The sequence below is a fragment of the uncultured Serinicoccus sp. genome (assembly GCF_947487915.1).
GTDB lineage: Bacteria > Actinomycetota > Actinomycetes > Actinomycetales > Dermatophilaceae > Ornithinicoccus.
Genome location: NZ_CANKYH010000014.1, coordinates 14,507 through 39,117, shown reverse-complemented (window position 1 = coordinate 39,117; position 24,611 = coordinate 14,507). Strand labels below are relative to the sequence as shown.

Sequence of the window (24,611 nt, the reverse complement as noted above, 5' to 3'; positions counted from 1 at the left end):
CAGCGCGGCTGGTGGCTCACTCGTCCTCCTCCTCGGCCCAGACGCAGGAGCCACCCTCGCCCGGGTAGCGGCCGCCGCAGTCCTCCGCTATCGCCTCGGCCTCGCTCCCGGACGGGGACTGCCAGTAGAGGTCGTCGCAGGCCTGCAGGTCGCCCGCCTCGCACGACCCGACCAGCGTCGCGATCTCACCGGCCTCGGCCTCGCGGTCGACGCAGGAGCCCCAGTAGTCCGCGAAGTGTCCGCCGCAGTCCGCGGCCGTGGCCTCGGCCTCGCTGCCCGACGGGGACTGCCAGTAGAGGTCGTCGCAGGCCTGCATGTCGCCCGCCTCGCAGGCGGAGAGCAGGGCCGCGACGGCGGCCTCCTCCTCCGCCTGGGCCTGCTCCTCGGCGGCCTGGTCTGCCGCCTCCTCGGCGGCCCGGTCGGCCTCGTCCTGGACCCGCTCCGCCTCCCACGCAGCCTCCTGGGCAGCCCACCCGGCGTCCGAGACGCAGCTCCCGTGCGACGCCTCGCTGGTGCCCCCACACGTGGCGGCGAACGCCTCATACCCCGAGCCGATCGGCGAGTCCCACCACAGCGAGTCGCACGCCTCCAGGTCCCCGGCGGCGCACGAGTCCCACAGGGCGTCCAGCGTGGCGTCGTCCCCGTAGGCGTCCGGGCCGCTCGCGGACCAGTCCTCGAAGTCGTCACCCCACTCGTCCGGGAGCTCGGCGACCTCCTCGTCGCAGGACTCCTCCACGGTCTGCGGGTCGTCGATGAAGTCCTGCACCGTGGACCGCAGGGCGTCCGCGGTGAAGAGCAGCGGCACCATCTGCAGCTGGTTGGCCTCGCGCACCATGACGGTGGCGACCCCCGCGACCTCGCCGTCGGTGGTCAGCGCCGGACCGCCGGAGTTGCCGTGGTCCAGGGCGCCGTCGCCCCGGATGGCCTCGCGGGTGGGCCCGTCCATCTGGAAGCTGAGGATGGTGGACGGGGTGACCGAGAAGTCGCCGGCGGGAGCGGGGTAGCCCAGGGAGACGATCTCCTCGCCCTCCCGCAGGTCGTCGGTGTTGGCCCAGTCGAGGGCAGCCCCTCGGATGGGCTCGTCGACCTCGATGACGGCGATGTCGGGCTCGGTCCGGCCGCCGATGACGGTGCCGGTCATCGTGGTCCTGCCGTCCCGGCTCACCAGCTCGGGCGTCGGGTCGATGCTGACGACGTGCCAGTTCGTGACCAGGTGGTGCTCGTCGAGGACCCAGGCCGAGCCGGAGCCGCTCATGTTGCACCCCTCGACCTCGACCTTGAAGACCCCTGAGGCGTACCGGTCGGCGAGCTCGTCGGTGCTGAGGGAGTCGGAGGCCGGCTCCGCCGTGGCGACCACAGGGTCGGGCGTGGCGACGGCGACAGGCTCGGGCTCGGGCGGGGCCGCGGTGGTGTCACCACGCAGCGTCATGCCGAGATAGACCCCGCCCAGCCCGATGACGACGGCGAGGACCGCCCCCAGGGCGACGAGGAGGACAGGATTGACGCGACGCTGCGGGGCAGGGGTCGCGGACAAGGGTGGTTGAACGTTCACGGGTCCCTGCTCACGGAAAGGTACGAAGCCTCGTCAAGTTCCCCAGGAGGCAGCAGAATCATAGGGCGGAATGCGTGATCAGGGAAGAGTCACTGGAAAGGGATTCAGAGTTTCGAGGCAGGCGGTCGTCCCTTCGCGGCGCCGGGGTGGGGCGGGGTCCGGCGCGTGGTCCGGAGCGGGTGGGCGCGATGCGCTGCGGCATCACCGCGTGAGCGGAGGGTCTGTCAGACCCGACTCGTACACTAGTTCGCATGAGGGGTAGGTGGGGCAGTGAGGCCACCGGCGGCCGGGACGGCGGCGCCGGGGGTGGTGCGGTCGCGGCCGTGGCGCAGTTGGCTGACGCGGTCGAGCGTTCCGTGGCGGCGTTGGCGTCGCCTGCGTTGTTGCAGGAGCGTGAGCTGGGTGAGGTGCTGGGGGCGCTGGATGGGGTCGCTGCCCGGACGCACGCGCTGCTCGTGGCGGTAGCGCGCGAGGGGCTGAGTCGGGGGTTGCACCAGGAGGCCGGGTTCTCCGACGTGGACTGGGTGAGACTGGTATGCCCCGGGCTCGCCTCGAGGACCGCGATCGAGATCGCGATGATCGCCCGCGCCGCCCAGCAGGGCGTGCACGGACCGTTGGCGGACGCCGTGCAGGACGGGTCGGTGCCGGTGCACCGCGCGGCGCAGGTCCTGCGGGCACTCACCAGGATCCGGCCGGCGCTCGGGGAGGCCGAGTATGCCGAGGCGACCGACCTGCTGACCGTCGCCGCCGCGAAGGAGGAGTTCGACGAGCGGGACCTGGCCAAGATCACCACCAAGCTCGTGACGACCTGCCTGTCCGAGAAGGAGCAGGTCGCCCGCGCCCAGGCCAAGCACGAGCTGCGCGACGTGCACGAGTCATCGCTGGCTGACGGGTCGCTGCGCCGGTTCGTGCTGACCGTGGGCAGCGACGCCGACTACGAGGCAATCAAGGCCGTGCTCATGTCACCACTGGCCGCGCCGGCACCGCACCAGGACGACGCCGCGCAGGGTGACCCGCACCGTAATCGGGTCGCAGGTGATGCTGGCCCGGGTGATGGTGGCCCGGGTGATGGTGCCTCTGGTGGTGGCCACCGGGGTGACGGCACCACGCCGGGTGATGGTTCGGCTGTTGCCGAGCTGGACCTGCGCACGGCCGGGCAGCGCCGCTACGACGCGTTCATGACGGTCTTCCGACGCGGCGTCGCGGGCACCGAGGGGCAGCCCACAACACCCAAGGCGCAGGTCATGGTCACGATCGGGCTGCAGGAGCTGCGCGGCGCCCTGGCTGGTGCCGGGCACACCGTGCACGACGGCACGATCCCCGCCCACCAGGTACGCCAGCTGGCGTGCGAGGCCGACATCATCCCCGCCGTGCTCGGGGAAGCGGGGCAGATCCTGGACCTCGGCCGCGCCAAGAGACTCGTCACCCCGGGCCAGCGACGCGCCCTGGCGCACCGCGACGGCGGCTGCACCTTCCCGGGCTGTCACGTGCCCGCGACCTGGTGCGACGCGCACCACGTCGTCCACTGGGCCCGCGGCGGCCGCTCGGATCTTGGCAACTACGCGCTGCTCTGCCCCAGGCACCACACCTGGGTGCACCAGCACGACGCGACCGCCGACGTCGAGGCGACCGGGGTCCGCTGGAGACTGCGATGACCCCGCCCCGCACCCGACCCCTGCGTGGGCCGGGCCACCGGCCTGCGCACCGGCCGAGACGCCAGACGTCGCCGGGGGTGCAGGGTCGCCGGGGGTGCAGGGGGTGATGCCGAGAACGCAGCGCGCACCCCCCCGGGTCACCACGACCGTCAGCTCGCCGGCGCGTAGATTGAGAAGCATGACCAACGACTCCGACCAGGGCGGCACCGTCTCCGAGGGTGGCTCCGGCTCCCTCAACGAGGAGACCATCCGCGGGGGCGCCGACGCCGTCCCCGAGACCCCGGACACCAACGACACCGGCCCCGACGACGCCACGGCCGAAGACAACCACGAAGGCGAGGACGGCGACGCGACCGCCAGCCGCGGTCGGCAGAGCGCGGTCGAGGACGCCGAGCGCTGACCTGACGACCACGACCCGTTGATCACGACCTGACGGCCAGGACTTCACGACCTCACGACTTCACGACTTCACTACCAGGACCTGACATGAGCCGGATCTTCACCGCCACCGTCGCTTCCGTCTACCCGCTCTACGTCACCAAGGCCGAGCGCAAGGGCCGCACCGAGGCCGAGGTGCGGGAGGTCATCGAGTGGCTGACCGGCTTCGACGACGCCCAGCTGAGCCACCACCTGGCCGCCGGGACGACCTTCGAGGACTTCTTCGCCGCCGCTGACCTCAACCCTCGTGTCGACCAGATCACCGGGTCGGTGTGCGGTGTCAAGGTCCAGGAGGTGGAGGACCCGTTGATGCAACAGATCCGCTACCTCGACAAGCTCGTCGACGAGCTGGCCAAGGGTCGTCCGATGGCCAAGGTCCTGCGCTCCTGACGGCGCTGGCCCGCTGAGGCGGGCAAGCGCGTAGTGTCGGAGCTAGCGGGACCACTCAGGTCTCCCCATCAAAGGCCACGCCATGACAGACAAGTCGCCGCGCCAGACCATGTCCAAGAAGTCCGGCAAGAGCATCAAGGAGAAGCGGGCGGAGAAGCGGGCCAAGGGGGACGACGCCAGCACCCTCGAGAACGCCGTCCGCCCCAAGAAGCGCTGAGCATCCTGGCCTGACTCCCCGCGCTCGGCGCGAGGGTCAGGCGACGGTGAGGGTGACCTCGACGTTGCCGCGGGTGGCGTTGGAGTAGGGGCACACCTGGTGTGCCTGCTCCACCAGTTTCTCGGCGTCGGCGCGCTCGACCTGGGGGAGCGTCACCTCGAGGCCGACCGCCAGGCCGAAGCCTCCCTCGCCGTTCGGGCCGATGGACACGTCCGCCACCACCTCGGAGTCCGTGACGTCGGCGCCGGAACGCTTGGCGACACCCCGCAGGGCGGAGTGGAAGCACGCGGCGTACCCGGCGGCGAAGAGCTGCTCGGGGTTGGTGGCGCCACCCGGGCCGCCCATCTCCTTCGGGGCCCGGACGTCAGCGGCGAGGATGCCGTCGCTGGACTCGACGCGGCCGTTGCGGCCGTCTCCGGTGGCAAGGGCAGTAGCGGTGTAGAGAGTTTCCATGTGCACAACTGTATTGCGCGCAATCTCATGGTGCAAACGCTAGGATGGAGGGATGGACGGCTACCCGCAGCTGGCGCTCGACCAGCAGATCTGCCTGCCGCTGTACGCCGCGTCCCGTGCGGTCACCCGGCGCTACGCCGAGTTGCTCGTTGAGGTCGGGCTGACGTACCCGCAGTACCTCACACTCCTCGCCCTCTGGGACTCGGCGGAGCCGCTGAGCGTGCGCGACCTGGGTGCTCGCCTGCACCTGGACTCCGGCACCCTCACGCCGCTGCTCAAGCGGATGGAGACGTCCGGTCTGGTCGAGCGGGTGCGCGACGGACGCGACGAGCGACGTGTGCTGGTCTCGGTGACCGACGAGGGGTGGCACCTGCGCGACCGCGTGGCCGACGTCCCGCAGCGGCTGGCCGGTGGCATGGGGATGACCGAGGAGCAGGCGCGCTCCCTGCGCTCCTTGCTGGACACCGTCATCGACGCGCTCGAGGGCGAAGGGCCCCGGACCGGCTGACCTCCTCTGGCGCAGCCACCCGCCCCAGGAGCCGGAGACCATCTGGCACAGCCACCCGTCGCAGGAACCGAGACTAGGTGACGATCTGGGCCGGGTCGTCGAACGCCGGGTGCTTGCTCCCGACGCCGCGCGCCACCGCCAGGTGACCGCCGAGGTATGCCGCAACGCCCGACGCCCCCGCCCCGCCGATCGCGAGCACCGCACCGAGGCGGTGGTTGCCGGTGCGGCGGGCGATCCAGGACGCGGCATACGCGGTGGCGGCGAGCCCGTTGCCGGCGGCGTGGACGAGGCCGACCCGCTTGTCGCGGGTGCCGGTCTCGGACCACTCGGCCCAGCCCGACCACGCGGTCGGTGCGGCCGTGAGCAGCCCGAGCCCCACCAGTCGTTGCGCAGCCGGCGCGGAGGCGGGACCACCGACGAGGTCGAGCACCGTCGCCGAGGTCCACGATCCCATGGTGATATCGGTGAGCAGGGGGTGCAGCGCGTGGCCGAGCCACTCGCCGCGCAGGACCCAGCCGGTGGTGCCGGACCCGAAGAGGGAGGTGATCTTGGGCTCGATGGCCTGGACCGGGCCGTCCAGCGCCTCGGTCTGCTCGAGGCGCTCGGTCCACCGCACGATCGCGGGCACGGGCTGGGACTGAATCTGCTCCATACCCACATCGTCCGCCTGCTGGTGGTCGACCGCACCTCGAGATGGAGGTTTGCCGACGGTGGCCACCCGCGTCGGCGGCCGACACCGGGCCGCCCACTCCACGCCCGCCGACCTCACGGGGGCCACGGCGACCCGCTCAGGGGATGAGCAGGCCCCGTAGCAGCGCACGGAAGTAGAGGACCGGCTCGACGTAGCGGTCGAAGAGCCACAGCGCGCGGCGTGGGACGCTCAGGTCGACCAGCCCGGTGGTCGGGGCCTGGGCGCCGGTGCGGTCGAACTCCGCGAGCAGCAACCGGTGCCGATCGATCGTGATCGGGATGATCGTGTAGCCGTTGTAGCGGCGCAGCGGCTGGTCCAGCCGGTGGCGGGCGATGTTGTCGGCGAGCACCTCGACCTGCTGGCGCAGCGCGCCACCCGAGGGCCGGGTGTCGAGCGCGGCCGCGTCGCCGAGGCTCCACACCCGCGGCACCGAGCGGTGGGCCATCGTCTCGGGATCGACGTCGACCTGGCCGCTCGCCCCCGTCCGGGCCAGCGGGGCCAGCCAGTCCTGGCCGCGGTAGGGCGGCACCACGAAGGCCCGGTCCACGTCGTGCAGCACCGTGGCGGCCGGTCCGTCGAGGGTCACCGCCCGCTCCTGATGGTCGACCGAGGCCACTCTCGCCTCCTGGTGCACGGTGACCCCGAGCTCGCGCAGGCGTGCCTCGAGCCGGTGATCCACGAACGGCAGGCCCAGGACGCCGGCGAAGGGGGTGATCAGGTGCACGTCGACGTCGCTCAGCACCCCGCGTCGGCGCCACCGGTCGCACGCCAGGAAGAGCGGCTTCAGCGCGGTCCCCCCGCAGGGAGACGGCTCCGGAGGGAGGGTGAAGACCACCCGGCCGCGCGTCATCTGTTCGACCGCGTCCCAGACGGCCGGCGCCTGGGACGCCACGTGGGCGGTCAGCGACCAGCCGGCCGTCATGGCCTCCGCGAGCCCCGGCACGGCACCGAGGTCCTCCTCCAGGCCGGGGGCGAGGACGAGGTCCTGGTACCCCACCCGGTCGCCGCCCGCCAGCTCGACCTCGCGCTCGTCGGTGTGGACCGCCACCGCCCGGTCGCGGACCCAGGTGCAGTCCGCCGGCATGACCGCAGCGGTGCTGCGCGTCAGCTCGCTCAGCGTGGCCTGCCCGCCGGCGACGTAGTTCAGGAGCGGCCGGAACAGGTGCGGCCGGTCCGGCGACACCACGGCCACGTCCTTCGCTCCGACCCGCAGCAGCCGCGCGGCGAGAGAGATACCGGCGTTGCCGGCACCGATGATGACCACGTCGTGCCGGGCCATGGCGTTCCTCTCGCTGGGTGCTGCGTCTCGTCACCCTATCCGGGACCCACCGGGATGCCCTCCGCCCAGCCGCCAGGTCACTGGTGCGGCAGGTCGGCCACCACGCAGTGCAGGGAGGTTTTGCGAGCGAGCCGCCGGTCGGTGGTGACCAGCATGGCGTCCAACCCCACCGCGAGGGCGACGTAGGCCGCGTCGTAGGCGGAGATCGCACTCCGCAGGGCCCACATGTGCGGCGCCAGGGGACTCAGCCGGTGCAGGTGCAGGTCGAGGTCCAGCAGGTCCTCGACCGCCTCGGCCGCACGTTCGTCCGTCATCTCTCCCCGGCTGCAGAAGTGGCGCAGCACCTCGAGCACCTCGGCGAACACGAGCTCGGTGCTCGCGACCTGGTGCTCGCGCACGAGCCGGTCGATCTCGTCGGACCGCCCCGCTACGCTCCCCGGTGATGGACAGGGACGAGCGGGCGCGCCTGGAGGAGGTGATCGCGCAGGGGGAGCGGCTGGCCCCGGTCGCCGCGCGCGTGCACGCGCACCGCCGGGAGGTCACCCGGGCTGCCGAGGACGCGGGCGCCCGGCTCACCGCCCGTATGACGCGGCTGCGGCCCGCGGGCACGCGCGGGTGGCGGGCGCTCACCCTCGGCCGGGGGGACGACGTCCTGCTGGGCCAGCTCGCCGCTCGGGCCGCGCTGACCGGCCTCAGCGCGTCGGAGCGGGCGGTGCTGGACGACCTGGCCCTGCGGGTGCCGCGGGCGGTCGAGGCCGCCCGGCCGCTCGTCGGGCTGCGCCGCCTCGTGACCTTCGGCGCCCGCCGGGCCCGGGCGGAGGCGCAGGCGGAGTGGCTGCTGCTGCACCAGCGCGACTGGGGCGCGGACCCCGAGGCCTGGCTGGCCCGGCTGGACGCACAGACCCGCGAACCCACCCTGCCGCTCGCCCGCGGGTCCGCCCTCCACCCGCACGTGGGTCTGGTCGACCTGCTCGGCGGCCCCACCGACCACCAGGAGGTCATCGCGGTCGGCGACGCGCGCGGTGCGCCCGACCTGCGCGACGTACGTGACCTTCCCGCCGTGCTGCCGCCCCTCGCCACGGTCATCACCCGCGCCGACGAGACCCGGCAGCATGCCCTGGCCGCCGGCGAGGCCGTGCGCGCCGTCGCGGCGGACCGGCTGCTGGCGCAGATGCCGGTCGACCGGCTCCGCGAGGCCACCGGCGAGCGCCTGCGCATCGGCCCCCTGACCGAGGCGGGCATCACCACCGTGGCGCAGGTCCTGGCGCGAGACCACGACCACGGCCACGACCTCGACGCCGTTCCCGGCGTCGGCCCGGTCACCGCGCGGCGCATGCGCGGCGCCGCCCAGACCCTGCGCACTCTCGCGCTCGACGACGCGCCCGTCCGGCTCGACCCCGGCGACCGCACCCCGCAGGCGACCCGCCTGCTGGAGCGGCTGCATACCTGGGACCTGCTGCGCCAGACCGCCAAGGCGACCGACCTGGTGGCCCTCGCCCAGACGCTGCTGCCGCTCGCCGACCACGTCACCGACCGCACCACCCACCTCGCCGTCCTCGGCGACGCCCCGGCCCAGGACCTGCTCGACCTCGTCCTCCCCGTCCTGGAGCGGGCCCGCGAGCTGCGCGACGCCCTCGCCCGGGCGCAGCAGGACGACCCCTGGGCCGACTTCGCCGAGCGTCCGGCGCACTACCTCGCGCTGCTCTCCGAGCTCGGCCTCGTGGAGGAGACCGGCACGCACGGCGACCTGCCCGAGGACGTCGTCGAGGCGGTCCGCGCCCAGGAGCTGGACACGGCATACCTCACGGTGCCGCTGCGCGGATACCAGAGCTTCGCCGCCCGCTTCGCCCTCGTCCAGGAGAAGGTCCTCATCGGAGACGAGATGGGCCTGGGCAAGACCGTCGAGGCGCTCGCCGTGCTCGCCCACCGCGCCACCGAGGGAGCCCGCTGGTTCCTCGTCGTCTGCCCTGCGGCCGTCCTCAGCAGCTGGGTGCGCGAGGTCGACGCGAAGACCGGGCTCGAGCCGCGCCGGCTGCACGGCGCCGACCGGCGGGCCGAGCTGGCACGGTGGCGCGCCGACGGGGGAGTCGCGGTCACCACCTACTCCACGCTCGCGGCCCTCGGCGAGGATCTGGACGGGTTCGAGGTCGACGCGCTGGTGGTCGACGAGGCGCACTACGTCAAGAACCCTGCCGCCCAGCGCTCCCGCCGGGTGGCGGCGCTCGTCGCCCGCACCCAGCACGTCCTGCTGCTCACCGGCACCCCGCTGGAGAACAGGGTGGGCGAGTTCGCGACGCTCGTCGGCTACCTGCGCCCCGACCTGCTGGACGGTCTCGGCGCCTCCCCGGTGGACTTCCGCCGCCGCATCGCCCCCGTCTACCTGCGCCGCAACACCGAGGACGTCCTCGTCGAGCTCCCCGAGCTGGTCGAGGTGGAGGAGTGGCTCGAGCTGTCCGCGGCCGACGAGGCGGCCTACCGCGACGCCGTCGCGTCCGGCAGCTTCATGGCGATGCGGCGGGCCGCCTTCGCCTCGGGGATGCGGTCGGCCAAGCTCGCCCACCTGCTCGAGGTCGTGGCCGAGGCGGAGGAGAACGGCCGCCGCGTCATCGTCTTCTCCTACTTCCGCGACGTGCTGGACCGGGTCGCGGCGAGCCTGCCGGGGCCGGTCTTCGGGCCGCTCACCGGCTCGGTGCCGCCGGCCCGCCGCCAGCAGGTCGTCGACGACTTCTCCCGGGCGGCCGGCGGGGCCGCCCTGGTCGCGCAGATCCAGGCCGTGGGGGTCGGGCTCAACATCCAGGCGGCCTCGGTCGTGGTGCTCTGCGAGCCGCAGCTCAAGCCCACCACCGAGTGGCAGGCGGTCGCGCGGGCCCGCCGGATGGGCCAGCTGCAGACCGTCCAGGTGCACCGCCCGCTCACCGAGGACAGCGTCGACGAGCGGCTGGTCGAGCTGCTCTCGGTCAAGGCCGGCGCCTTCGACACGTACGCGCGGGTCAGCGAGACCGCCCGGAGCGCTCCCGAGGCCTACGACCTCAGCGAGGCCGACCTCGCCCGGCGGGTCGTCGCCGCCGAGCGGGCACGGCTCTTCCCGGCGGAGGACGACACGGCCATGATGGGGCGATGACCTCCGCGCCGGCACTCCTGATCTTCGACGTCAACGAGACCCTGTCCGACATGAGCCCGATGGCCGACCGGTTCGTCGAGGTGGGTGCCCCTCGGGCGATGGCCACGACGTGGTTCGCCTCGCTGCTGCGGGACGGCTTCGCCCTCCATGCGGCCGGCGACAACCCGCGCTTCGCCGACGTCGGTCGCGCCGTGCTCCGGCCGATGCTCGCGCGCGAGCTGCGGCATACCGAGGTGGAGGGGGCGGTCGAGCACGTGCTGGCTGGCTTCGGCCGGCTCGCGCTGCACCAGGACGTCGAGGCGGGGGTGCGCCGGCTCCACGACGCCGGCGTGCGCCTGGTGACGCTGAGCAACGGGTCGACGGCGGTGGCGCAGGGGCTCCTCGAGCGGGCCGGGCTGCTCGACCGCTTCGAGCGGCTGCTGACCGTCGAGGACGCGCCGCGGTGGAAGCCGGCGCCGGAGTCCTACGCCTATGCCCTCGAGGTATGCCGGGTCGCCCCCGCCGACGCGATGCTCGTCGCGGTGCACCCCTGGGACCTGCACGGCGCCCGGGCGGCCGGGCTGCGGACGGCGTGGGTCGAGCGCGGCGCGGCCCGGTACCCCGGCCACCTGGCCGCCCCCGAGCTCACCGTCAACGGGATCGACGACCTGGCCCGCCGGCTGGGGGCCGCCGAGAGCTGACGGCGGGCTGACGCGGGAGCGAGCGTGAGCGGCCAGACCCCGACTCGTGTGCCGAAGATGCACCTCTGCCGGGATGCATCAGGGCAGAGGTAACACTTCCGCGCAGGAGTCAGCGTGAGCGGCCGCGCATCGCGGCGTGCAGCACGATCGACCCGGCGACGGCCGCGTTGAGCGAGCTGGCCGACCCCACCATGGGGATGCTGAGGACGCCGTCGCAGGCCTCGCGCCACGTCTTCGCCATGCCGCGCGTCTCGTTGCCCAGCACGAGCACGGTCGGCAGCTCCCAGGGCACGGCCGACAGGTCGGTCTCGCCGTGCTCGTCGGTGCCCCAGACCTGCATCGGCACCCCGACCCGACGCTGCGCCTCCACCCAGTCGAGCACCGACTGCGCCGCGTCGACGCGCACGGTCGGGACGGCGAAGCAGGAGCCGGTCGAGGCGCGGACCGCCTTGGGGTCGTAGGGGTCGGCCGCGTGCCCGGTCACCACGAGGCCGGTGCCCCCGAAGGCGTCGATCGAGCGCTGCAGCGTCCCGATGTTGCCGGGCTGCCCCGGCCGGTCGAAGACCGTGACCAGCGGCGGCCGGTCGCTCGACGCTGCAGGACCGCCCGCACGACCCTCGACCGCAGCAGCACCGAGACCGTGCGTCGTCGCTGCCTCAGTCCCCGCCGACCCCGCCACCCGCCCCAGGTCGTCGGCGGGCATCCCGACCACGGCGACGAACTCGGTCCGCTCGTCCTCCCGCTGGGCCAGCTCGGCCAGCAGCCCGGGCGCGACCTCGAAGCGCTCGCCAGCCGCGTCCGCCCACACGTGGGCGGCCCACTCTGAGGGCCGGCCGCCGAGCGGGCGCAGCAGCGCGCGCACCGGCCAGCCGTGGGCCAGCGCCTGGTCGATCGGGCGGACGCCGTGCACGAGGAACTCACCCGCCCGGTGCCGTGCCCGGCGGTTGCCCAGGAACGACTCCCACCGCTGGAAGGTCGCGTTGCGGGTGGTGACGCGCAGCGTCCGGCGGGGGGCGGGCATACCCCGATCGAACCAGACCGCCCGACTCGACCAGTCACCGATCCCCCGGGACTCGCCAGCCCCGCCGCCCGGCATCGTCCTCAGTGCCGGACGTCGTACACGGCCATGGTGACCTCGTTGCCGTAGGTCTGCGACTCCACCAGCGTGAGCCTCTGGTGCGGCCCGTCGGCGAACAGCCGGATGCCGGGGGAGTCGACGACCCCGTCGAGGGTGATGATCAGCTGGCGCAGGAATCTCGAGCTAGCTCACCAGGCGTCGCAGCGCCCACCGCGCCACCGGCCGGTAGGCGAGCACGACGGGTGCCGGCCCGCGCAGCACGAGGCCGGCCTCGGTGCTCGACCCGGTGCTGTCCGGGACGTCCACGAGGGTGTGGTGCAGGTCGAGGCGGAAGGGGCCCGGCACCGGGCGCACCAGCCGCACGGTCCACGACCACGTCCGCGTCGGCTCGTCCACCGCGGTGACGACGAAGTCCACCGCGAGCCCGAGCGTCCCGTGCACCCGACCGGACATCCCCGCGTGCAGCCGGGTCGAAACCCCGGCGGGCACCCCGTCGACCTCGACGCGGCGCAGGTGCGGCGCCCAGTCCGCCCAGCGGGTGGGGTCCGCATACCGCTCCCAGGCCTCGTCGACCGGCAGCGGCCCGCGCGCCGAGGTCGAGACCTCGCTGCTCCTCACCCGTGGTCCGGGACGGCGCACTGGGCGGTGCCGCCGGGCAGCCGACCCCGGTTGGCCGCCACCAGCCGGTAGACGGCGGCGCCCGGGCGCTCCATGACCCGCGAGCCCAGGACCAGCCCGAGGGTCCGCAGCGGCTGGGGGCAGTGGGCGAGGATCTGCGCCCACGCACGGTGGCCATAGGCGACCTGCCCGCCGGGCAGCACCACCGGCATCTCCAGCTCGGTGCGCCCGGCGTCGACGCCCAGGGCGGCGAGGTCGTGCTCCTGCAGCGACGAGACGTCCACCCGGGCGCCCAGCCGCGGGATCCACCCCGCCGCCCGCGTGCAGAAGCCGCAGTCGCCGTCGTAGAGCGCGAGGGGCCGCCGCCGGGGTGTGGTCGTCATGACCTCATGCTCGCGCACCGGGGGCCCGGCGGCGAGTCGACCGGGCGTGCCGACGAGGCAGCGGGCCCCTCGACCGGGCGTCCCGACGAGGCAGCGGGCCCCTCGACCGGGCGTCCCGACGAGGCAGCGGGCCCCTCGACCGGTCAGGGGAGCCCCTGGATCAGCGCTCGGTACCTCGGTGCGCTCGGCGCCCTCAGACCGGCTGCGGCTGCTCGGCCTCGCGGCCGGTGCTCCGCGGGCGGGGCTCCTCCACCTGGCCGTCCGCGCTGACCGGCGCCTCGTCGATGGCCTCGGCGGTCGCCGTCGGCTCGGGCGCCCCGGTGCGACGAGGGTCCAGGTGGACCCCGGCGATCATGCACCGCACCGAGCCACCGGCCAGCTCGATGGTGGGGATGTCCACCGACACGATCTGGCAGGACCGCTCGATCGCGGTGATCTGCGGCCCGGTGAGGCTGCGCCGGGCCCGCCCGGACATGGCCATGACGTGCTGCCGCCGACCCTCCGGGGTCCGCCCCAGCAGCTCGACAGCGTTGCCCGCGAACTCCCGCACCTGGTGCTCGCTGAGCTCGACGATCTCGCGCCCGGTGACCTCCAGCCGCTCGCGCACCTCCCGGCGGCGCTGCTCGTCGCGGATCATGTCGAGGGCGATGAGCGCGACGTCGGTACCGATGCAGGCGATGACGTTGGTGTGGTAGACCGGCACCCCGCCCGCGTCGACCGCCTCGAACGGCATCGGCTCGTAGTTGAAGTCGCTGCAGAAGCGCTCCAGCACGTGCGTGTCGGCCCGGTGGCTGACGGCCGTGTAGGCCACCCGGGAGACGTGGTCCAGCACCATCGCGCCGGTGCCCTCCAGGAAGATGCCGTCCGGCTCGAGCCCGGAGTAGTCGACGATCGTCTGCAGCCGGTAGTCCGCCTTGAGCATCTCCAGGATGTCGCCGCGCCGCTCGTGCCGGCGGTTCGAGGCATACATCGGGTAGACCGCGACGTAGCCGCCCGGGTGCGTGGACAGCCAGTTGTTCGGGAAGACGCTGTCCGGCCGGGTGTGGTCGGCGTCGCTGAAGACGTGGACCCGCACCCCGACGTCCCGCAGCGCCTGCGCCACCGCGTCCATCTCCGCCAGCGCCGCCGCCGAGGTCACCTCGACCGACTGCCCCACGGGCACGTCGTGCTGGAAGGCGTTGTCGGTGGCGGTGGCCGGGTTGGGCACGAAGTTCTCGGCACGGATGAGGATGACAGAGGACGGGGCTTGGGCGCTCACGCCCGGCAATCTAGGGCATGCCGGGCCTGCCCCCGAAAAAGTCCTGAGTGATCTGTCGATCTCGCGCCTCCTCGTCCGACATGCTGGTGAGGTCGCGCCCGGCGGCCCGCGGAGACGATGAGGAGAGACGTATGAGGCGACGCACCGTTCGCAGCACCGGCACCCCGGGGTGCCCGGGTGGGACGAGGAGGTGGCAGCGATGAGGTATCTCGTGCTGCTCGCGGCCGACGGGGAGGTGCCCGCCTGGTCCACGATGAGCGAGGCGGACAAGCAGGCGATCATGGGGCAGTTCGAGTCCTTCGACGCCGCCTGCCGGGACCGGGAGGGCGTGGAGATCCTCGCCGCCGAGGCGCTGGGGGCGGGTGACACGGCGACGGTCGTCCGCACCCGTGGCGGCGAGCGCACGGTCACCGACGGTCCCTACGCCGAGGCGGTCGAGCAGCTCGGCGGGTTCTACCTGCTCGAGGCTCCTGACCTCGACGTGGTGCTCGACCTGCTCACGGTGCTGCCGCCCTACGACATGCAGGTCAGCCCGGTGATCGACCCCTCCTGACCGCGATGCCCACCGAGCTCGACGAGGTCGTGCGCGAGGAGTGGGGCCGCCTGGTCGCCCTGCTCCTCGCCCGTTTCCGGCGCCTCGACCTCGTCGAGGACGCCCTCGGCGACGCGGTGGAGGCCGCCGCCCGGCAGTGGCCGCGGGACGGCGCGCCGGCCAACCCGGCCGGCTGGCTGCAGACCGTGGCCCGCCGCCGCGTCGTCGACCGGCTCCGTGCCGAGGCGATGGCCGGCCGGCGCCGCGGGCTGCTCGCGACCGACCTCGACCGCCGTCCCCCGCGGGCCATGGCCGACCCCGGTGACCTGGTCGAGGACGACCTGCTGCGGCTGGTGCTGATGTGCACCCACCCGGCCCTGGTCCCGGAGGCCGCGAGCGCGCTGGCCCTGCGGCTGGTGCTGGGCGTGAGCACCCACGACGTCGCCGCGCTCTTCCTCGTGCCCGAGCCCACCATGGCCGCCCGCCTCACCCGCGCGAAGAAGAAGATCGTCACCGCCGGCATCCCCTTCGCCGTCCCCGACCTCGCCGCCCTGCCCGGGCGCCTCGAGACCGTCGCGCAGACGGCATACCTCGCCTTCACGGCCGGGTACGCCCCGGCCAGCGGCCCGCACCTGCTGCGCGCCGAGCTCGCGGGAGAGGCGGTGCGGCTGGTCCGCACGGTGCGCGCGCTGCGACCCGAGGACCCCACGCTCACGGCCCTGCTGGCGCTAGTGCTGCTGCAGCACTCCCGCCGGGACGCCCGCGTGGACGACCAGGGCCGGCTGGTGCTGCTGGCCGACCAGGACCGCGACCGGTGGCACCACCGCGAGATCGAGGAGGCTCGGCAGCTGCTCGCCTCGCCCGTGGTCGTCGGGACCCCGCTGCCGGAGCTGGCGGGGACCTACCTGCTGCAGGCGCTCGTCGCCGCCGAGCACGCCGCCTCCCCGGGCAGCGCGCAGACGAGGTGGGACCGTGTCGTCGCGCTCTACGACCAGCTGCTGGTCCTCGCCCCGTCGCCGCCCGCCCGGCTGGCGCGGGCCGTCGCCGTCGCGGAGGCGCACGGTCCGCAGGCCGGCCTCGCCGCCCTCGACGGTCTCCAGATCGCGGGCAGCCACCGGCTGCCCGCGATCCGCGCCGAGCTGCTCGCCCGGTCGGGCCAGGTGGCCGCGGCGCTCCAGCAGCTCGACACCGCCCTGGCCGCGTGCGGCAACGAGACCGAGCGCGCCCACTTGCGGCGGCGCCGCGACGAGATGACCGGGCCGGTCGGGCCCGAGGTCGGCTGCCAGGGCGACATCGGCATCGAGTGCTGAGGACCGTTGCCCAGGGTCGCCAAGGTCTCGCTTCGGCAAAGGTTTGTCACAGGACCTTTCGCTGCGGGCCCGACAGACGTACCGTCAGCACCGTGAGAGCAACTGTCTCTTCCCCGGCGCACGGCGCGGCGACGCGTCGGTGCGCCACACGGTGATCGACGTGGAGACCACATCACAGGCGATCACCGACAGGTCCATCGAGCTGGCGGACACGGAGTCCGGCGGTCCATCTCGCACGCTGGAGTGGTGCCACCCGGACGCGTGAGCTCGTGAACCCGGGACTGAGCCGGTCTGCAGCCCTGCTGCAGGTCGGCTCAGTCGTCGTGGGGGGGACGGTCCGCCACGTCGTCTCGGAGGAGCTCGCCGTGCCGCAGGACGAGGCGCACGCCCAGGTCACGGTCGAGACCCACGACATCGGCGCGGTGCCCGGGCGCCAGCTGGCCGGCGTCCAGCCCGAGGGTCCGGGCCGGGCCCCAGGTCGCCGACAGCAGGGCCGCGCAGCGTGCGACCCCGGCCGCGACGCTGGTGCGCACCGCCCGGTCGAGCGTGAGGGTGCTCCCGGCGATGCTCCCGTTGTCCAGGGTCCGTGCCACCCCGTCGACCACCTCGACGTCCATCGGGCCGAGGCGGTAGCGGCCGTCCGCGGCCGCCGCACCGGCCATGGCGTCGCTCACCAGCACGATCCGCGACAGGGTGCTGCGCACCGTGAGCTCCACGACGTCGGGATGGACGTGGACGCCGTCCACGATGAGCTCGACCGCGAGCCGGGGGTCGGCGAGGGCGGCCACCACCGGGCCGGGGTCACGGTGGTGCAGGGGACGCATGGCGTTGAAGAGGTGGGTGACCACGGTGGCCCCGGCGTCGACCGCCTCGCGCAGCTGGTCGGCGTCGGCGTCGGTGTGCCCCACGGCGACCACCACGCCGGCCGCGACGAACCGGCGGACCGCCTCCATCCCGCCGGGCAGCTCCGGTGCGAGGGTCACCATGCAGATCGTGCCGGCGCCGGCCTCCAGCAGCGCGTCGATCTCCGCCGGGTCCGGGTTGCGCAGGTCCTCCAGCCGGTGCGCGCCGCGGTGCAGCGGGCTCAGCCAGGGACCCTCCAGGTGGATGCCGGCGATCATCGTGCCGCGCACGAGCGGCGCCAGCGCGCGGACCTGCCCGAGCAGGGTCTGCGGGTCGGCCGAGACGAGGGAGGCGACCACCGTGGTCGTGCCCGCCGCGTGGTGGGTCGCGGCGGCGGCGCGGACCTCGTCCGGGTCGGTCGTGGCGAAGGTATGCCCGCCCCCGCCGTGGCAGTGCATGTCGACGAACCCCGGGGCCAGGAACGGGGTGTGCCGGTCGGCGGGGTAGAGCGGGGCGTCCCGCCCGACCTGGGTGATCCGGTCACCCTCCACGGCGATCCAGCCCCCGGCGAGGGTGCCGTCGGGCCACAGGACCTGCTCGCCGGAGATGATCATCCGCTCCCTCATCGGGCCCCCCGCAGGACGTCGGCGGCGGCGGCCGCGCTCGCGGCGCCCCCACCATGGGTCCGCACCACGCAGGCCGGCGCGTCCCCGTCCGGCAGCTCCCGGATCCCGGTGTGCACGAGGACGTCGCACCGGGCCAGCAGTGCGCGGGCGATCTCGGCGCCGGCGTCGTCACCGAGGTCGGTGTGGTCGTCGCTCACGAGGACCAGTCCACCACGGTCGGTGGTGTCGGCGACAGCCCTCGACGGCTCCACGACCCGGCCCCCGAGCTCTCGCGCCAGGACCCGGGTGAGGACCTCCTGGCGCGCGCCGCTGGCGATGTTGGCGCCACCGCCCAGCGCGGCGACGTCCGGGCCGCGCAGCACGGGGGTCTGCCCGACCACCCGCACGGCGCGCGCGGCGGCGGCCCTCCCCGCCCGGGCCGCCGCCGCGTCGCTGGTCTGCTCGCTCGGTGCGCCCCGCCGCTGCGCCTGCTGCCGACCCAGCCGGGCCACCCTCCCGGCCGCCTCGAGCAGCCGCTCCCGGGATAGGTCACCCCGCCGCACGGCGCCGACGACCGCGTCGGCCAGCGCCAGGGTGTCCTGCCGGGCGTCGTAGTCGCCGGGGTGGACGGGGTTGCCGATGCACAGCAGGTCGGCGCCGGCGGCGAGGGCCAGCACGGCCGCCCCGGCCCGGCCCCAGCCCTGCGCCACCGCGGCCATGTCGAGGGCGTCGGTGCAGATGACGCCCTCGAAGCCGAGGTCTTCTCGCAGCACGCGCAGCACCGAGGGGTTGAGCGTGGCCGGGAGGTCGCCGTGCCCGGGCACCACCAGGTGGCCGGTCATGACCATCGGCACCCCCGCGTGGACCGCGGCGGCGAAGGGCACCAGCTCGCGCGCCCGCAGGACCTCGTCGTCGACGTCCAGCACCGGCAGGTCGAGGTGGGAGTCGACGCGGGTCGAGCCGTGGCCGGGGAAGTGCTTGGCGCAGGCGAGGACGCCCGCCTCGTCCAGGCCCTCGACGGCCGCCGCGACGTGCCCGGCGACCCGCTCGGCGTCCGGTCCGAAGGAGCGCACCCCGATGACCGGGTTCGCCGGCTCGGTGTTGACGTCCGCGTCCGGCGCGGCGGTGACGTCGATGCCGACCTCCCGCAGCTGCCGGCCCAGACCGGCCATCACCTCCCGGGTGAGCGCGACATCGTCGGCCACCCCCAGTGCCCACGCCCCCGGCCACGGGGAGCCGTCCCGGTGGTGCAGCCGGGTGACCGTGCCGCCCTCCTCGTCCGCGGCCACCAGGGCCTCCGGACGTCGCGCGTGCACCTGCGCGGAGAGCGCCCTCACCTGCTCGTCGTCCTGGACGTTGTGGCCGAAGAGCCAGACGCCGGCCATACCCTCCTCGAGCAGCTCCCCGAGCCAGTCCGGCAGGGTCGTCCCCACGAAGCCGGGGACGAGCACGCCGAGCGCCGCCCGGCGCAGCAGCTGGTCGTCGGTGGATGCGTCGGTTCCGGTCATCCCTTGGTCGCTCCTGACATGAGTCCGCTGGAGAGCCGCGACTGGACGGCGACGAAGAAGATCATGACCGGGACGGTGATGATCGAGCTGGCCGCCATGACGGCACCCCAGTCGGTGCCCCCGCGGGTGAAGAAGGTCCGCAGGCCGACGGCGGCGGTGTACATGTCGTCGTCGGCCATGAAGGTGAGCGCGAAGATGAACTCGTTCCACGCCAGGATGAAGCTGAACACGCTGACCGCGACCAGCCCGGGAGCGACGAGCGGGAAGAGCACCTTCCAGAACATCTGCCACCAGCTCGCCCCGTCGAGGTAGGCCGCCTCCTCCAGCTCGACCGGCACCGCGGCGACGAAGCCGCGCAGCGTCCAGATCGCGAAGGACAGGCTGAAGGCGATGTAGACCACCGAGAGCCCCAGCAGGCTGTTGAGCAGGCCCAGGGTCTTGGCCTGCAGGAACAACGGGATGACGAGCGCCTCCATCGGCACCATCTGCACGATGAGGATCATCATGAGGATCTTGGTGCGCCCGGAGAAGCGGAAGCGGGCCACGGCCACGGCGGCGAAGAGCGCCAGCAGGCCGCTCGCCACGACGGTGACCACCGCGACGATGAGCGAGTTGAGCAGGTAGTCCGGGAATCGGGTCTCCGAGAGCACCCGCCCGAAGTGCTCGAAGGAAATCCCGGAGGGTATGACGCCGCGCCCGCCCGCGTTGGCGGCCGGGTCGAGCGCGGTGCCGACCATGACGAACACCGGGAAGATGCTGAAGACCACGACGACGACGCTGGCCAGGACCAGCCCGCCGCGCCCGAGCAGCCGCCTCACAGCTCCTCCTCCTTGAACAGCGTCCGCAGGTAGACCGCCGTGATGACCAGCAGCAGGACGGTGAGCAGCACGGCGATCGCCGCGCCGAGACCGAACTGGTTCTGCGACATGGCGGTGATGTAGCTCCACGTGCCCAGGTTGAGCACCTCACGGTTGGAGCCGTCGCCGCCGGGCATGAGGTAGATCTGCGTGAACACCTTGAAGTCCCAGATGGTGGACAGGATGGTGACGATGGCGAAGACCGGCTTGAGCATGGGCAGGGTGACGTGCCGGAACCGTTGCCAGGCGTTGGCGCCGTCGATCATCGCCGCCTCGGGCAGCTCGGAGGGGATCGTCACGAGCCCGGCGAGCACGGTCACCGCGACGAACGGGAAGCCGTGGTGGACGACGTTGAGGGTGGCGATGGCGTAGAACCAGCCGCGCTCGGTGAAGAGGTTCTGGGTGGCGACGTCGACGAGCCCTAGCTGGCCGAGCACGCCGGTGAGGAAGCCGGCCCGGGCGTCGAAGAGGTAGACCCAGACGTAGGTGCCGGTCACGGCCGGGATCGCCCAGGCCGCCATGACCGCCATCATCACCAGGGTCCGCCAGCCGGGGGAGAGGCGGTGCAGCAGCAGCGCCACGAGGGTGCCGACGACCACGGTCAGGACGACGCAGACCAGGGCGAAGACGACGGTGTTGGGCAGCGCCACCCGCCACAGCCGCTCGTCGGTGAGGATGTCGCGGTAGTTCTGCAGGCCGATCAGCTCGGCGCCGCCGCGGACCAGCTCGCGCAGGCCGAAGTCCTGGAAGGACAGGACGACGACCCGCACCATGGGCCACAGCAGCAGGATGCCGATGACGGCCAGGGTCGGCGCGAGCAGCAGCCACGGCCGCCGCGCCGACCCCAGGGCGGGCGAGCTCACGAGCCGAAGATCTCGTTCATCTCGTCCGCAGCGGTGGTGGCGGCCTCCTCCGCGTCGGCCCCGCCCCCGAGGATGGACTCCATCATCGCGGGGATGGTCTGCGCGCCCTCGACCTGGCCCCACAGCGGGGTGACCGGGAGCGTGGCGCTGCCGTCCTTCATCTGCAGGGCGAACGGCGCGACCAGCGGGTCCTCGGCCTCCTCGAGCTGGGTGAGCAGGTCGTCCGTCGCGGGGAAGAAGCCGGTCTGCTCGCCCCACATCTGGGCATACTCGCCGGTCGTCATCATCTCGACGAAGGTCCAGGCGAGCTCCTGGTTCTCGGCCGTCTCGAAGACGGACAGGTGCGAGCCGCCCGCGAAGGAGGGCGACATGCCGCCGTCCGGGCCGGGGATCGGCACGACGCCCAGCTTGCCCTCCAGGTCGGCGTTGGCCTCGACGATGGACTTCGGGGTCCAGGAGCCGCTGATGATCATGCCCGCCTCGCCGCGGGCGAAGGCGTCGCGGGTGTCGGCCTCGTTCCACGTGCTCGCGGCCGGGGTGGACAGCTCGTGCTCCTCGACCAGGGACTCCAGGTAGGCCAGGCCCTCGACCGCCTCGGGGGAGTCCAGGCCGGAGGTCCAGGTGTCGCCCTCCTGCACGGCGATCTCACCGCCGGCACCCCAGATGAACGGGGTGGTGGTGTGCGTCGAGTTGGGGATCGGGAAGGGGATGAGGTCCGGGTCGGCCTCCTTGAGGGCGTCACCGGCCTCCGCCAGCTCGTCCCAGGTGGTGGGCGGCTCGATGCCGTTCTCCTCGAAGAGGTCGGCGCGGTAGATGATCGAGCGGACGCCGGCATACCACGGGGCGCCGTAGACGGCACCGTCGTAGGTGCCGGACTCCAGCACGCTCTCCACGTAGGCGTCGCCCAGGCCGGACTCCTCGATCTGCGGGCCGAGGTCCATCAGCGCGCCGGCGTCCCCGAACTCGGGGGTCCAGGTGGTGCCCACCTCCGCGACGTCCGGGCCGGTGCCGCCGGCGATCGAGTTGACGAACTGGTCGTGCGCCGAGGCCCAGGGGATGAACTGGATGTCCAGGGTGGCGCCGGTCTCCTCCTCGAAGGCCGTGCTCACCTCCTCGAAGAAGGGCGTGGCATCGGGGTTCGTGCCCTCCATGATCCAGACGCTCAGGGTCTCACCTGAGGCATCCATGGCCTCGCCGGATCCGTCGTCTCCCGAGCCGGTGTCCTCACCGCCTCCGCCGCAGGCGGTGAGCGTGAGGGTGGTGGCCGTCGCCAGCGCGAGCAGGCGGGTGGTGCGCTTCATGATGGTGTCCTTCCGGTGGTGGTGGTGGGTCTGCCGGTATGCCGTGGTCAGGGTCGTCCGCCGGGGGCGGCGGGGAAGAGGTCGACGAGGATGCGGTAGCGGTCGCCGCGGTAGACCGAGCGGACGAACTCCGCGACCCGTCCGTCGGCGACCCGGGAGGTGCGCTCGAAGAGGAAGGCGGGGCAGCCGGCGCTGGTGTGCAGCTGCTCGGCCTCCTCGGCGGTGACGAGGTGCGGCTCGATGGTCTGGGTCCCGGCGCTGATGGTGAGCCCGTAGCGCGCCTCGAGCAGCTGGTAGAACGAGGCGTCCTCGAGATCGGCGCCGGTCAGCCCGGGGACGAGCTCGGCCGGGACGTGCAGGTCCTCCAGCGCCATCGGCTCGCCGTCGGCGGTGCGGACCCGGCGCACGTGGATGACGGCGGAGGTGGGGTCGGCCCCCAGCACCGAGGCGAGCATCATGCCGGCCGGCTGCTGGCGGGCCCACACCGTGTGCGCGCCCGGCGTCATGCCGCGCGAGCGCATGTCGGTGGAGAACGACGTGGCGGACAGCTGCTGGTCGACCCGCTCGGGCGCGACGAACGTCCCGGCCCCCGGCCGGCGGATGAGCCGGTGGTCGGCGACGAGCGACTCGACCACGCGGCGCAGGGTCATCCGCGCGACCCCGAGGTGGGCCGCGAGGTCGCGCTCCGCGGGCAGCGGCTCGCCGGGGCGCATCGGGGCGATGAGGTCCTCCAGGCGCTGGCGCACCAGCTCGGCCTTGGCGCCCCGGGAGCCGTTCGTGGGCACCGGCTCGCGCGCCGGCTCGGCGCTCATCGTCCGCGCACCGGCCGGGACGCGGTGGACTGGGTGTTGTCGGCGGAGAGCGCGGTGACGACGTAGACGTCGTGCTTGTCGCCCTCGGGGTCGGTCCAGGCGGTGTCGCCGGTGCCCAGGACCGCGACGAGGCTGTCGGCGTCCAGGTCGTCGCAGTCGACGCGGCCCGGGCCGCGGGCGTCCTCGACGCGGTAGACGGCGAACCCGGCGTCGTCTCCGGCGTGGGCCCAGGACACCGCGGTGCCCTCGGCCGTGCGCTCGGTGCGGACCCTCGTCGGGGCGTCGACCTCGGGCGTGGTCCCGGGGTTCAGCGCGGGCGGCAGGGCCGGGTCGGCGTAGTGCTCGGCCTGCAGGAGCGACCAGTGGTCGAGCCGGTTGGCGCGGACGTCCTTGGCGGAGAAGTAGACGTCCCCGGTGACCTGCGGGTACTGCTCGTTGAGGTCGAGGTGGCGCACCATCTCCGCGGGGTCGGACCACTCCGGCGACTGGGTGGAGGTGCCGACCTTGTAGGTCGCCTGCCCGATCCACAGCGCCACGTCGGTGCCCTCCACCTGCTCGCTCCACCAGGGGACCAGGACGTCGTAGGCGGCCGGCTCGAAGCCGATGGCCCAGTAGACCTGGGGCAGGACGTAGTCCATCCACTCCTCCTGCACCCACCGGCGGGTGTCGGCATACAGGTCGTCGTAGGTCTGCGCGCCGGCCGTCGTGTCCGAGCCCTCCGGGTCGGTGCCGGCGTTGCGCCAGACGGCGAACGGGCTGACCCCGAAGGCGACGTGCGGCTTGGCGGCCTCGATCTGCTCGTGCAGCCCCTCGATGAGCTGGTTGACGTTGTCGCGCCGCCAGTCCCCGCGGTCGGCGAACCCCGCGCCGTAGGCGGCGTAGCTCTCGTCGTCGGGGAACTCCTCGCCCGCCACGGGGTAGGGGTAGAAGTAGTCGTCGAAGTGGACGCCGTCGATGTCGTAGCGCTCGACCGCCTCCATGATGACGGCGGTGGTGTGCTCGCGGACGGCCGGGACACCCGGGTCGTAGTAGAGCTTGCCGCCGTAGGCGACGGTCCAGTCGGGGTTGACCCGGGCCGGGTGGTCCTCGGCCAGGACCGAGGGGTCGGTGCCGGTGAGGGTGACGCGGTAGGGGTTGAACCACGCGTGGAAGTCCAGGCCGCGCGCGTGGGCCTCCTCGACGGCGAAGGCCATCGGGTCCCAGCCGCCGAAGTCGGCGCCCTGCTCCCCGGTGAGCCAGGCGCTGCTGGGCTCGAGCTCGGAGGGCCAGAAGGTGTCGGCCGTGGGGCGGACCTGCACGACCACGCTGTTGAGGCCGGAGGCCAGCGCCTCGTCGTACCACGCCTCGAGCTCGGCCTGCGCCTCCTGCGGGCTCAGCCCGGGCCGGGAGGGCCAGTCGATGTTGGCGACGCTGGCGATCCACACCCCGCGCATCTCGTGCAGCGGCGCCTCGGGCGCCGGGCTGCACGTCGTCCACGGTGCTCCGGTCGGCGCGGGGGCCGCCTGCGAGGTCGCGGCACCGCCGAGGGCGAGCGCGGCCCCGAGGGGGAGGACGGCGCCGGCGAGGAGGGCGCGGCGGTGGCGGGGGTGCGGTGCGGGCATCTGCTCTCACGTCCTTGTCAGAGTCTTCTAGACCAACGGTGCTAGACCAATGGTCCAG

At 73.5% G+C, this 24,611-nt stretch carries 25 protein-coding genes; 9 read left to right on the top strand and 16 right to left on the bottom strand.

Annotation, left to right across the window (positions count from 1 at the left end; all coding sequences use genetic code 11):
* Positions 1–16 precede the first annotated feature (16 nt).
* Complete coding sequence (locus Q0795_RS16105) at positions 17–1,552, bottom strand: trypsin-like peptidase domain-containing protein (protein ID WP_298891384.1); 1,536 nt, start codon at positions 1,550–1,552, stop codon at positions 17–19.
* A gap of 251 nt (positions 1,553–1,803) precedes the next feature.
* On the opposite strand from Q0795_RS16105, the gene Q0795_RS16100 reads away from it, so the two are divergent.
* The 4 genes from Q0795_RS16100 to Q0795_RS16085 all read left to right on the top strand — a co-directional run bounded on the left by Q0795_RS16100 (position 1,804) and on the right by Q0795_RS16085 (position 4,252).
* Positions 1,804–3,207 carry an HNH endonuclease signature motif containing protein gene (locus tag Q0795_RS16100; RefSeq protein ID WP_298891382.1) on the top strand — a complete coding sequence of 468 codons (1,404 nt, stop codon included), beginning with the start codon at positions 1,804–1,806 and terminating at the stop codon, positions 3,205–3,207.
* Positions 3,208–3,385: 178 nt separating this feature from the next.
* Positions 3,386–3,607, top strand: a complete 222-nt coding sequence (locus Q0795_RS16095) for a hypothetical protein (protein ID WP_298891380.1) — start codon at positions 3,386–3,388, stop codon at positions 3,605–3,607.
* Positions 3,608–3,693: 86 nt separating this feature from the next.
* Positions 3,694–4,035 (top strand): DUF2200 domain-containing protein, encoded by a 342-nt coding sequence (locus Q0795_RS16090; RefSeq protein ID WP_298891378.1) that lies wholly within the window; start codon positions 3,694–3,696, stop codon positions 4,033–4,035.
* 82 nt (positions 4,036–4,117) lie between these two features.
* The gene (locus Q0795_RS16085; RefSeq protein WP_298891376.1) at positions 4,118–4,252 is read left to right on the top strand and encodes a hypothetical protein; all 135 of its coding nucleotides are present in this window, start codon (positions 4,118–4,120) and stop codon (positions 4,250–4,252) included.
* Between the two features lie 36 nt (positions 4,253–4,288).
* On the opposite strand, the gene Q0795_RS16080 is transcribed toward Q0795_RS16085, so the two are convergent.
* Positions 4,289–4,705, bottom strand: coding sequence for an organic hydroperoxide resistance protein (locus Q0795_RS16080; RefSeq protein ID WP_298891374.1), 417 nt, complete (start codon positions 4,703–4,705; stop codon positions 4,289–4,291).
* 52 nt (positions 4,706–4,757) lie between these two features.
* Between Q0795_RS16080 and Q0795_RS16075 the strand changes: the two genes are divergently transcribed.
* A complete protein-coding gene (locus Q0795_RS16075; RefSeq protein WP_298891372.1) occupies positions 4,758–5,213 on the top strand; it encodes a MarR family transcriptional regulator in 456 nt (151 codons plus the stop codon).
* A gap of 73 nt (positions 5,214–5,286) precedes the next feature.
* Here Q0795_RS16075 and Q0795_RS16070 read toward each other — a convergent pair whose 3' ends face one another.
* The 3 genes from Q0795_RS16070 to Q0795_RS16060 all read right to left on the bottom strand — a co-directional run bounded on the left by Q0795_RS16070 (position 5,287) and on the right by Q0795_RS16060 (position 7,581).
* The gene (locus Q0795_RS16070) at positions 5,287–5,865 is read right to left on the bottom strand and encodes a DUF2231 domain-containing protein (RefSeq protein ID WP_298891370.1); all 579 of its coding nucleotides are present in this window, start codon (positions 5,863–5,865) and stop codon (positions 5,287–5,289) included.
* A 136-nt stretch (positions 5,866–6,001) separates the two neighbouring features.
* Positions 6,002–7,183: an FAD-dependent oxidoreductase gene (locus tag Q0795_RS16065; protein ID WP_298891368.1), complete on the bottom strand. Its 1,182-nt coding sequence runs from the start codon at positions 7,181–7,183 to the stop codon at positions 6,002–6,004.
* 77 nt (positions 7,184–7,260) lie between these two features.
* The gene (locus Q0795_RS16060) at positions 7,261–7,581 is read right to left on the bottom strand and encodes a type II toxin-antitoxin system VapC family toxin (RefSeq protein WP_366942471.1); all 321 of its coding nucleotides are present in this window, start codon (positions 7,579–7,581) and stop codon (positions 7,261–7,263) included.
* A 44-nt stretch (positions 7,582–7,625) separates the two neighbouring features.
* Between Q0795_RS16060 and Q0795_RS16055 the strand changes: the two genes are divergently transcribed.
* Together Q0795_RS16055 and Q0795_RS16050 are read left to right on the top strand one after the other, a co-directional pair.
* Positions 7,626–10,304 carry a DEAD/DEAH box helicase gene (locus tag Q0795_RS16055; RefSeq protein WP_298891366.1) on the top strand — a complete coding sequence of 893 codons (2,679 nt, stop codon included), beginning with the start codon at positions 7,626–7,628 and terminating at the stop codon, positions 10,302–10,304.
* The gene (locus Q0795_RS16050; RefSeq protein ID WP_298891364.1) at positions 10,301–10,984 is read left to right on the top strand and encodes a haloacid dehalogenase type II; all 684 of its coding nucleotides are present in this window, start codon (positions 10,301–10,303) and stop codon (positions 10,982–10,984) included. The genes Q0795_RS16055 and Q0795_RS16050 overlap by 4 nt, the downstream gene beginning before the upstream one ends.
* Positions 10,985–11,093: 109 nt before the next feature.
* Here Q0795_RS16050 and Q0795_RS16045 read toward each other — a convergent pair whose 3' ends face one another.
* The 4 genes from Q0795_RS16045 to ctlX form a co-directional block, all read right to left on the bottom strand.
* Positions 11,094–12,005: a TrmH family RNA methyltransferase gene (locus Q0795_RS16045; protein ID WP_298891362.1), complete on the bottom strand. Its 912-nt coding sequence runs from the start codon at positions 12,003–12,005 to the stop codon at positions 11,094–11,096.
* Positions 12,006–12,245: 240 nt separating this feature from the next.
* Positions 12,246–12,680 (bottom strand): SRPBCC family protein, encoded by a 435-nt coding sequence (locus Q0795_RS16040; protein ID WP_298891360.1) that lies wholly within the window; start codon positions 12,678–12,680, stop codon positions 12,246–12,248.
* Complete coding sequence (locus Q0795_RS16035) at positions 12,677–13,063, bottom strand: thiol-disulfide oxidoreductase DCC family protein (RefSeq protein ID WP_298891358.1); 387 nt, start codon at positions 13,061–13,063, stop codon at positions 12,677–12,679. The genes Q0795_RS16040 and Q0795_RS16035 overlap by 4 nt, the downstream gene beginning before the upstream one ends.
* Positions 13,064–13,256: 193 nt before the next feature.
* Positions 13,257–14,321 carry a citrulline utilization hydrolase CtlX gene (gene ctlX, locus Q0795_RS16030; RefSeq protein WP_298891357.1) on the bottom strand — a complete coding sequence of 355 codons (1,065 nt, stop codon included), beginning with the start codon at positions 14,319–14,321 and terminating at the stop codon, positions 13,257–13,259.
* A 199-nt stretch (positions 14,322–14,520) separates the two neighbouring features.
* On the opposite strand from ctlX, the gene Q0795_RS16025 reads away from it, so the two are divergent.
* Together Q0795_RS16025 and Q0795_RS16020 are read left to right on the top strand one after the other, a co-directional pair.
* Positions 14,521–14,874, top strand: a complete 354-nt coding sequence (locus Q0795_RS16025; RefSeq protein ID WP_298891355.1) for a YciI family protein — start codon at positions 14,521–14,523, stop codon at positions 14,872–14,874.
* A gap of 5 nt (positions 14,875–14,879) precedes the next feature.
* The gene (locus Q0795_RS16020; protein ID WP_298891353.1) at positions 14,880–16,163 is read left to right on the top strand and encodes a DUF6596 domain-containing protein; all 1,284 of its coding nucleotides are present in this window, start codon (positions 14,880–14,882) and stop codon (positions 16,161–16,163) included.
* A gap of 314 nt (positions 16,164–16,477) precedes the next feature.
* On the opposite strand, the gene Q0795_RS16015 is transcribed toward Q0795_RS16020, so the two are convergent.
* Genes Q0795_RS16015 through Q0795_RS15985 form a run of 7 tightly spaced genes read right to left on the bottom strand, consistent with a single transcriptional unit; the run spans position 16,478 to position 24,553 of the window.
* Positions 16,478–17,620 (bottom strand): amidohydrolase family protein, encoded by a 1,143-nt coding sequence (locus tag Q0795_RS16015; RefSeq protein ID WP_298891351.1) that lies wholly within the window; start codon positions 17,618–17,620, stop codon positions 16,478–16,480.
* Between the two features lie 8 nt (positions 17,621–17,628).
* Entirely contained in the window at positions 17,629–19,119 is a 1,491-nt protein-coding gene (locus Q0795_RS16010) for a glycoside hydrolase family 3 N-terminal domain-containing protein (RefSeq protein WP_298891349.1), read from the bottom strand.
* Positions 19,116–19,937 (bottom strand): carbohydrate ABC transporter permease, encoded by an 822-nt coding sequence (locus tag Q0795_RS16005; protein WP_298891347.1) that lies wholly within the window; start codon positions 19,935–19,937, stop codon positions 19,116–19,118. Before Q0795_RS16005 ends, Q0795_RS16010 begins: the two co-directional genes overlap by 4 nt.
* Complete coding sequence (locus Q0795_RS16000; RefSeq protein ID WP_298891345.1) at positions 19,934–20,839, bottom strand: carbohydrate ABC transporter permease; 906 nt, start codon at positions 20,837–20,839, stop codon at positions 19,934–19,936. Before Q0795_RS16000 ends, Q0795_RS16005 begins: the two co-directional genes overlap by 4 nt.
* On the bottom strand, positions 20,836–22,140 hold the full coding sequence (locus Q0795_RS15995; RefSeq protein WP_298891343.1) for a sugar ABC transporter substrate-binding protein: 1,305 nt from the start codon (positions 22,138–22,140) through the stop codon (positions 20,836–20,838). Before Q0795_RS15995 ends, Q0795_RS16000 begins: the two co-directional genes overlap by 4 nt.
* A 47-nt stretch (positions 22,141–22,187) precedes the next feature.
* Positions 22,188–22,952, bottom strand: a complete 765-nt coding sequence (locus Q0795_RS15990; RefSeq protein ID WP_298891341.1) for a GntR family transcriptional regulator — start codon at positions 22,950–22,952, stop codon at positions 22,188–22,190.
* A complete protein-coding gene (locus tag Q0795_RS15985) occupies positions 22,949–24,553 on the bottom strand; it encodes a family 10 glycosylhydrolase (protein ID WP_298891339.1) in 1,605 nt (534 codons plus the stop codon). The genes Q0795_RS15990 and Q0795_RS15985 overlap by 4 nt, the downstream gene beginning before the upstream one ends.
* Between the last annotated feature and the right edge of the window lie 58 nt (positions 24,554–24,611).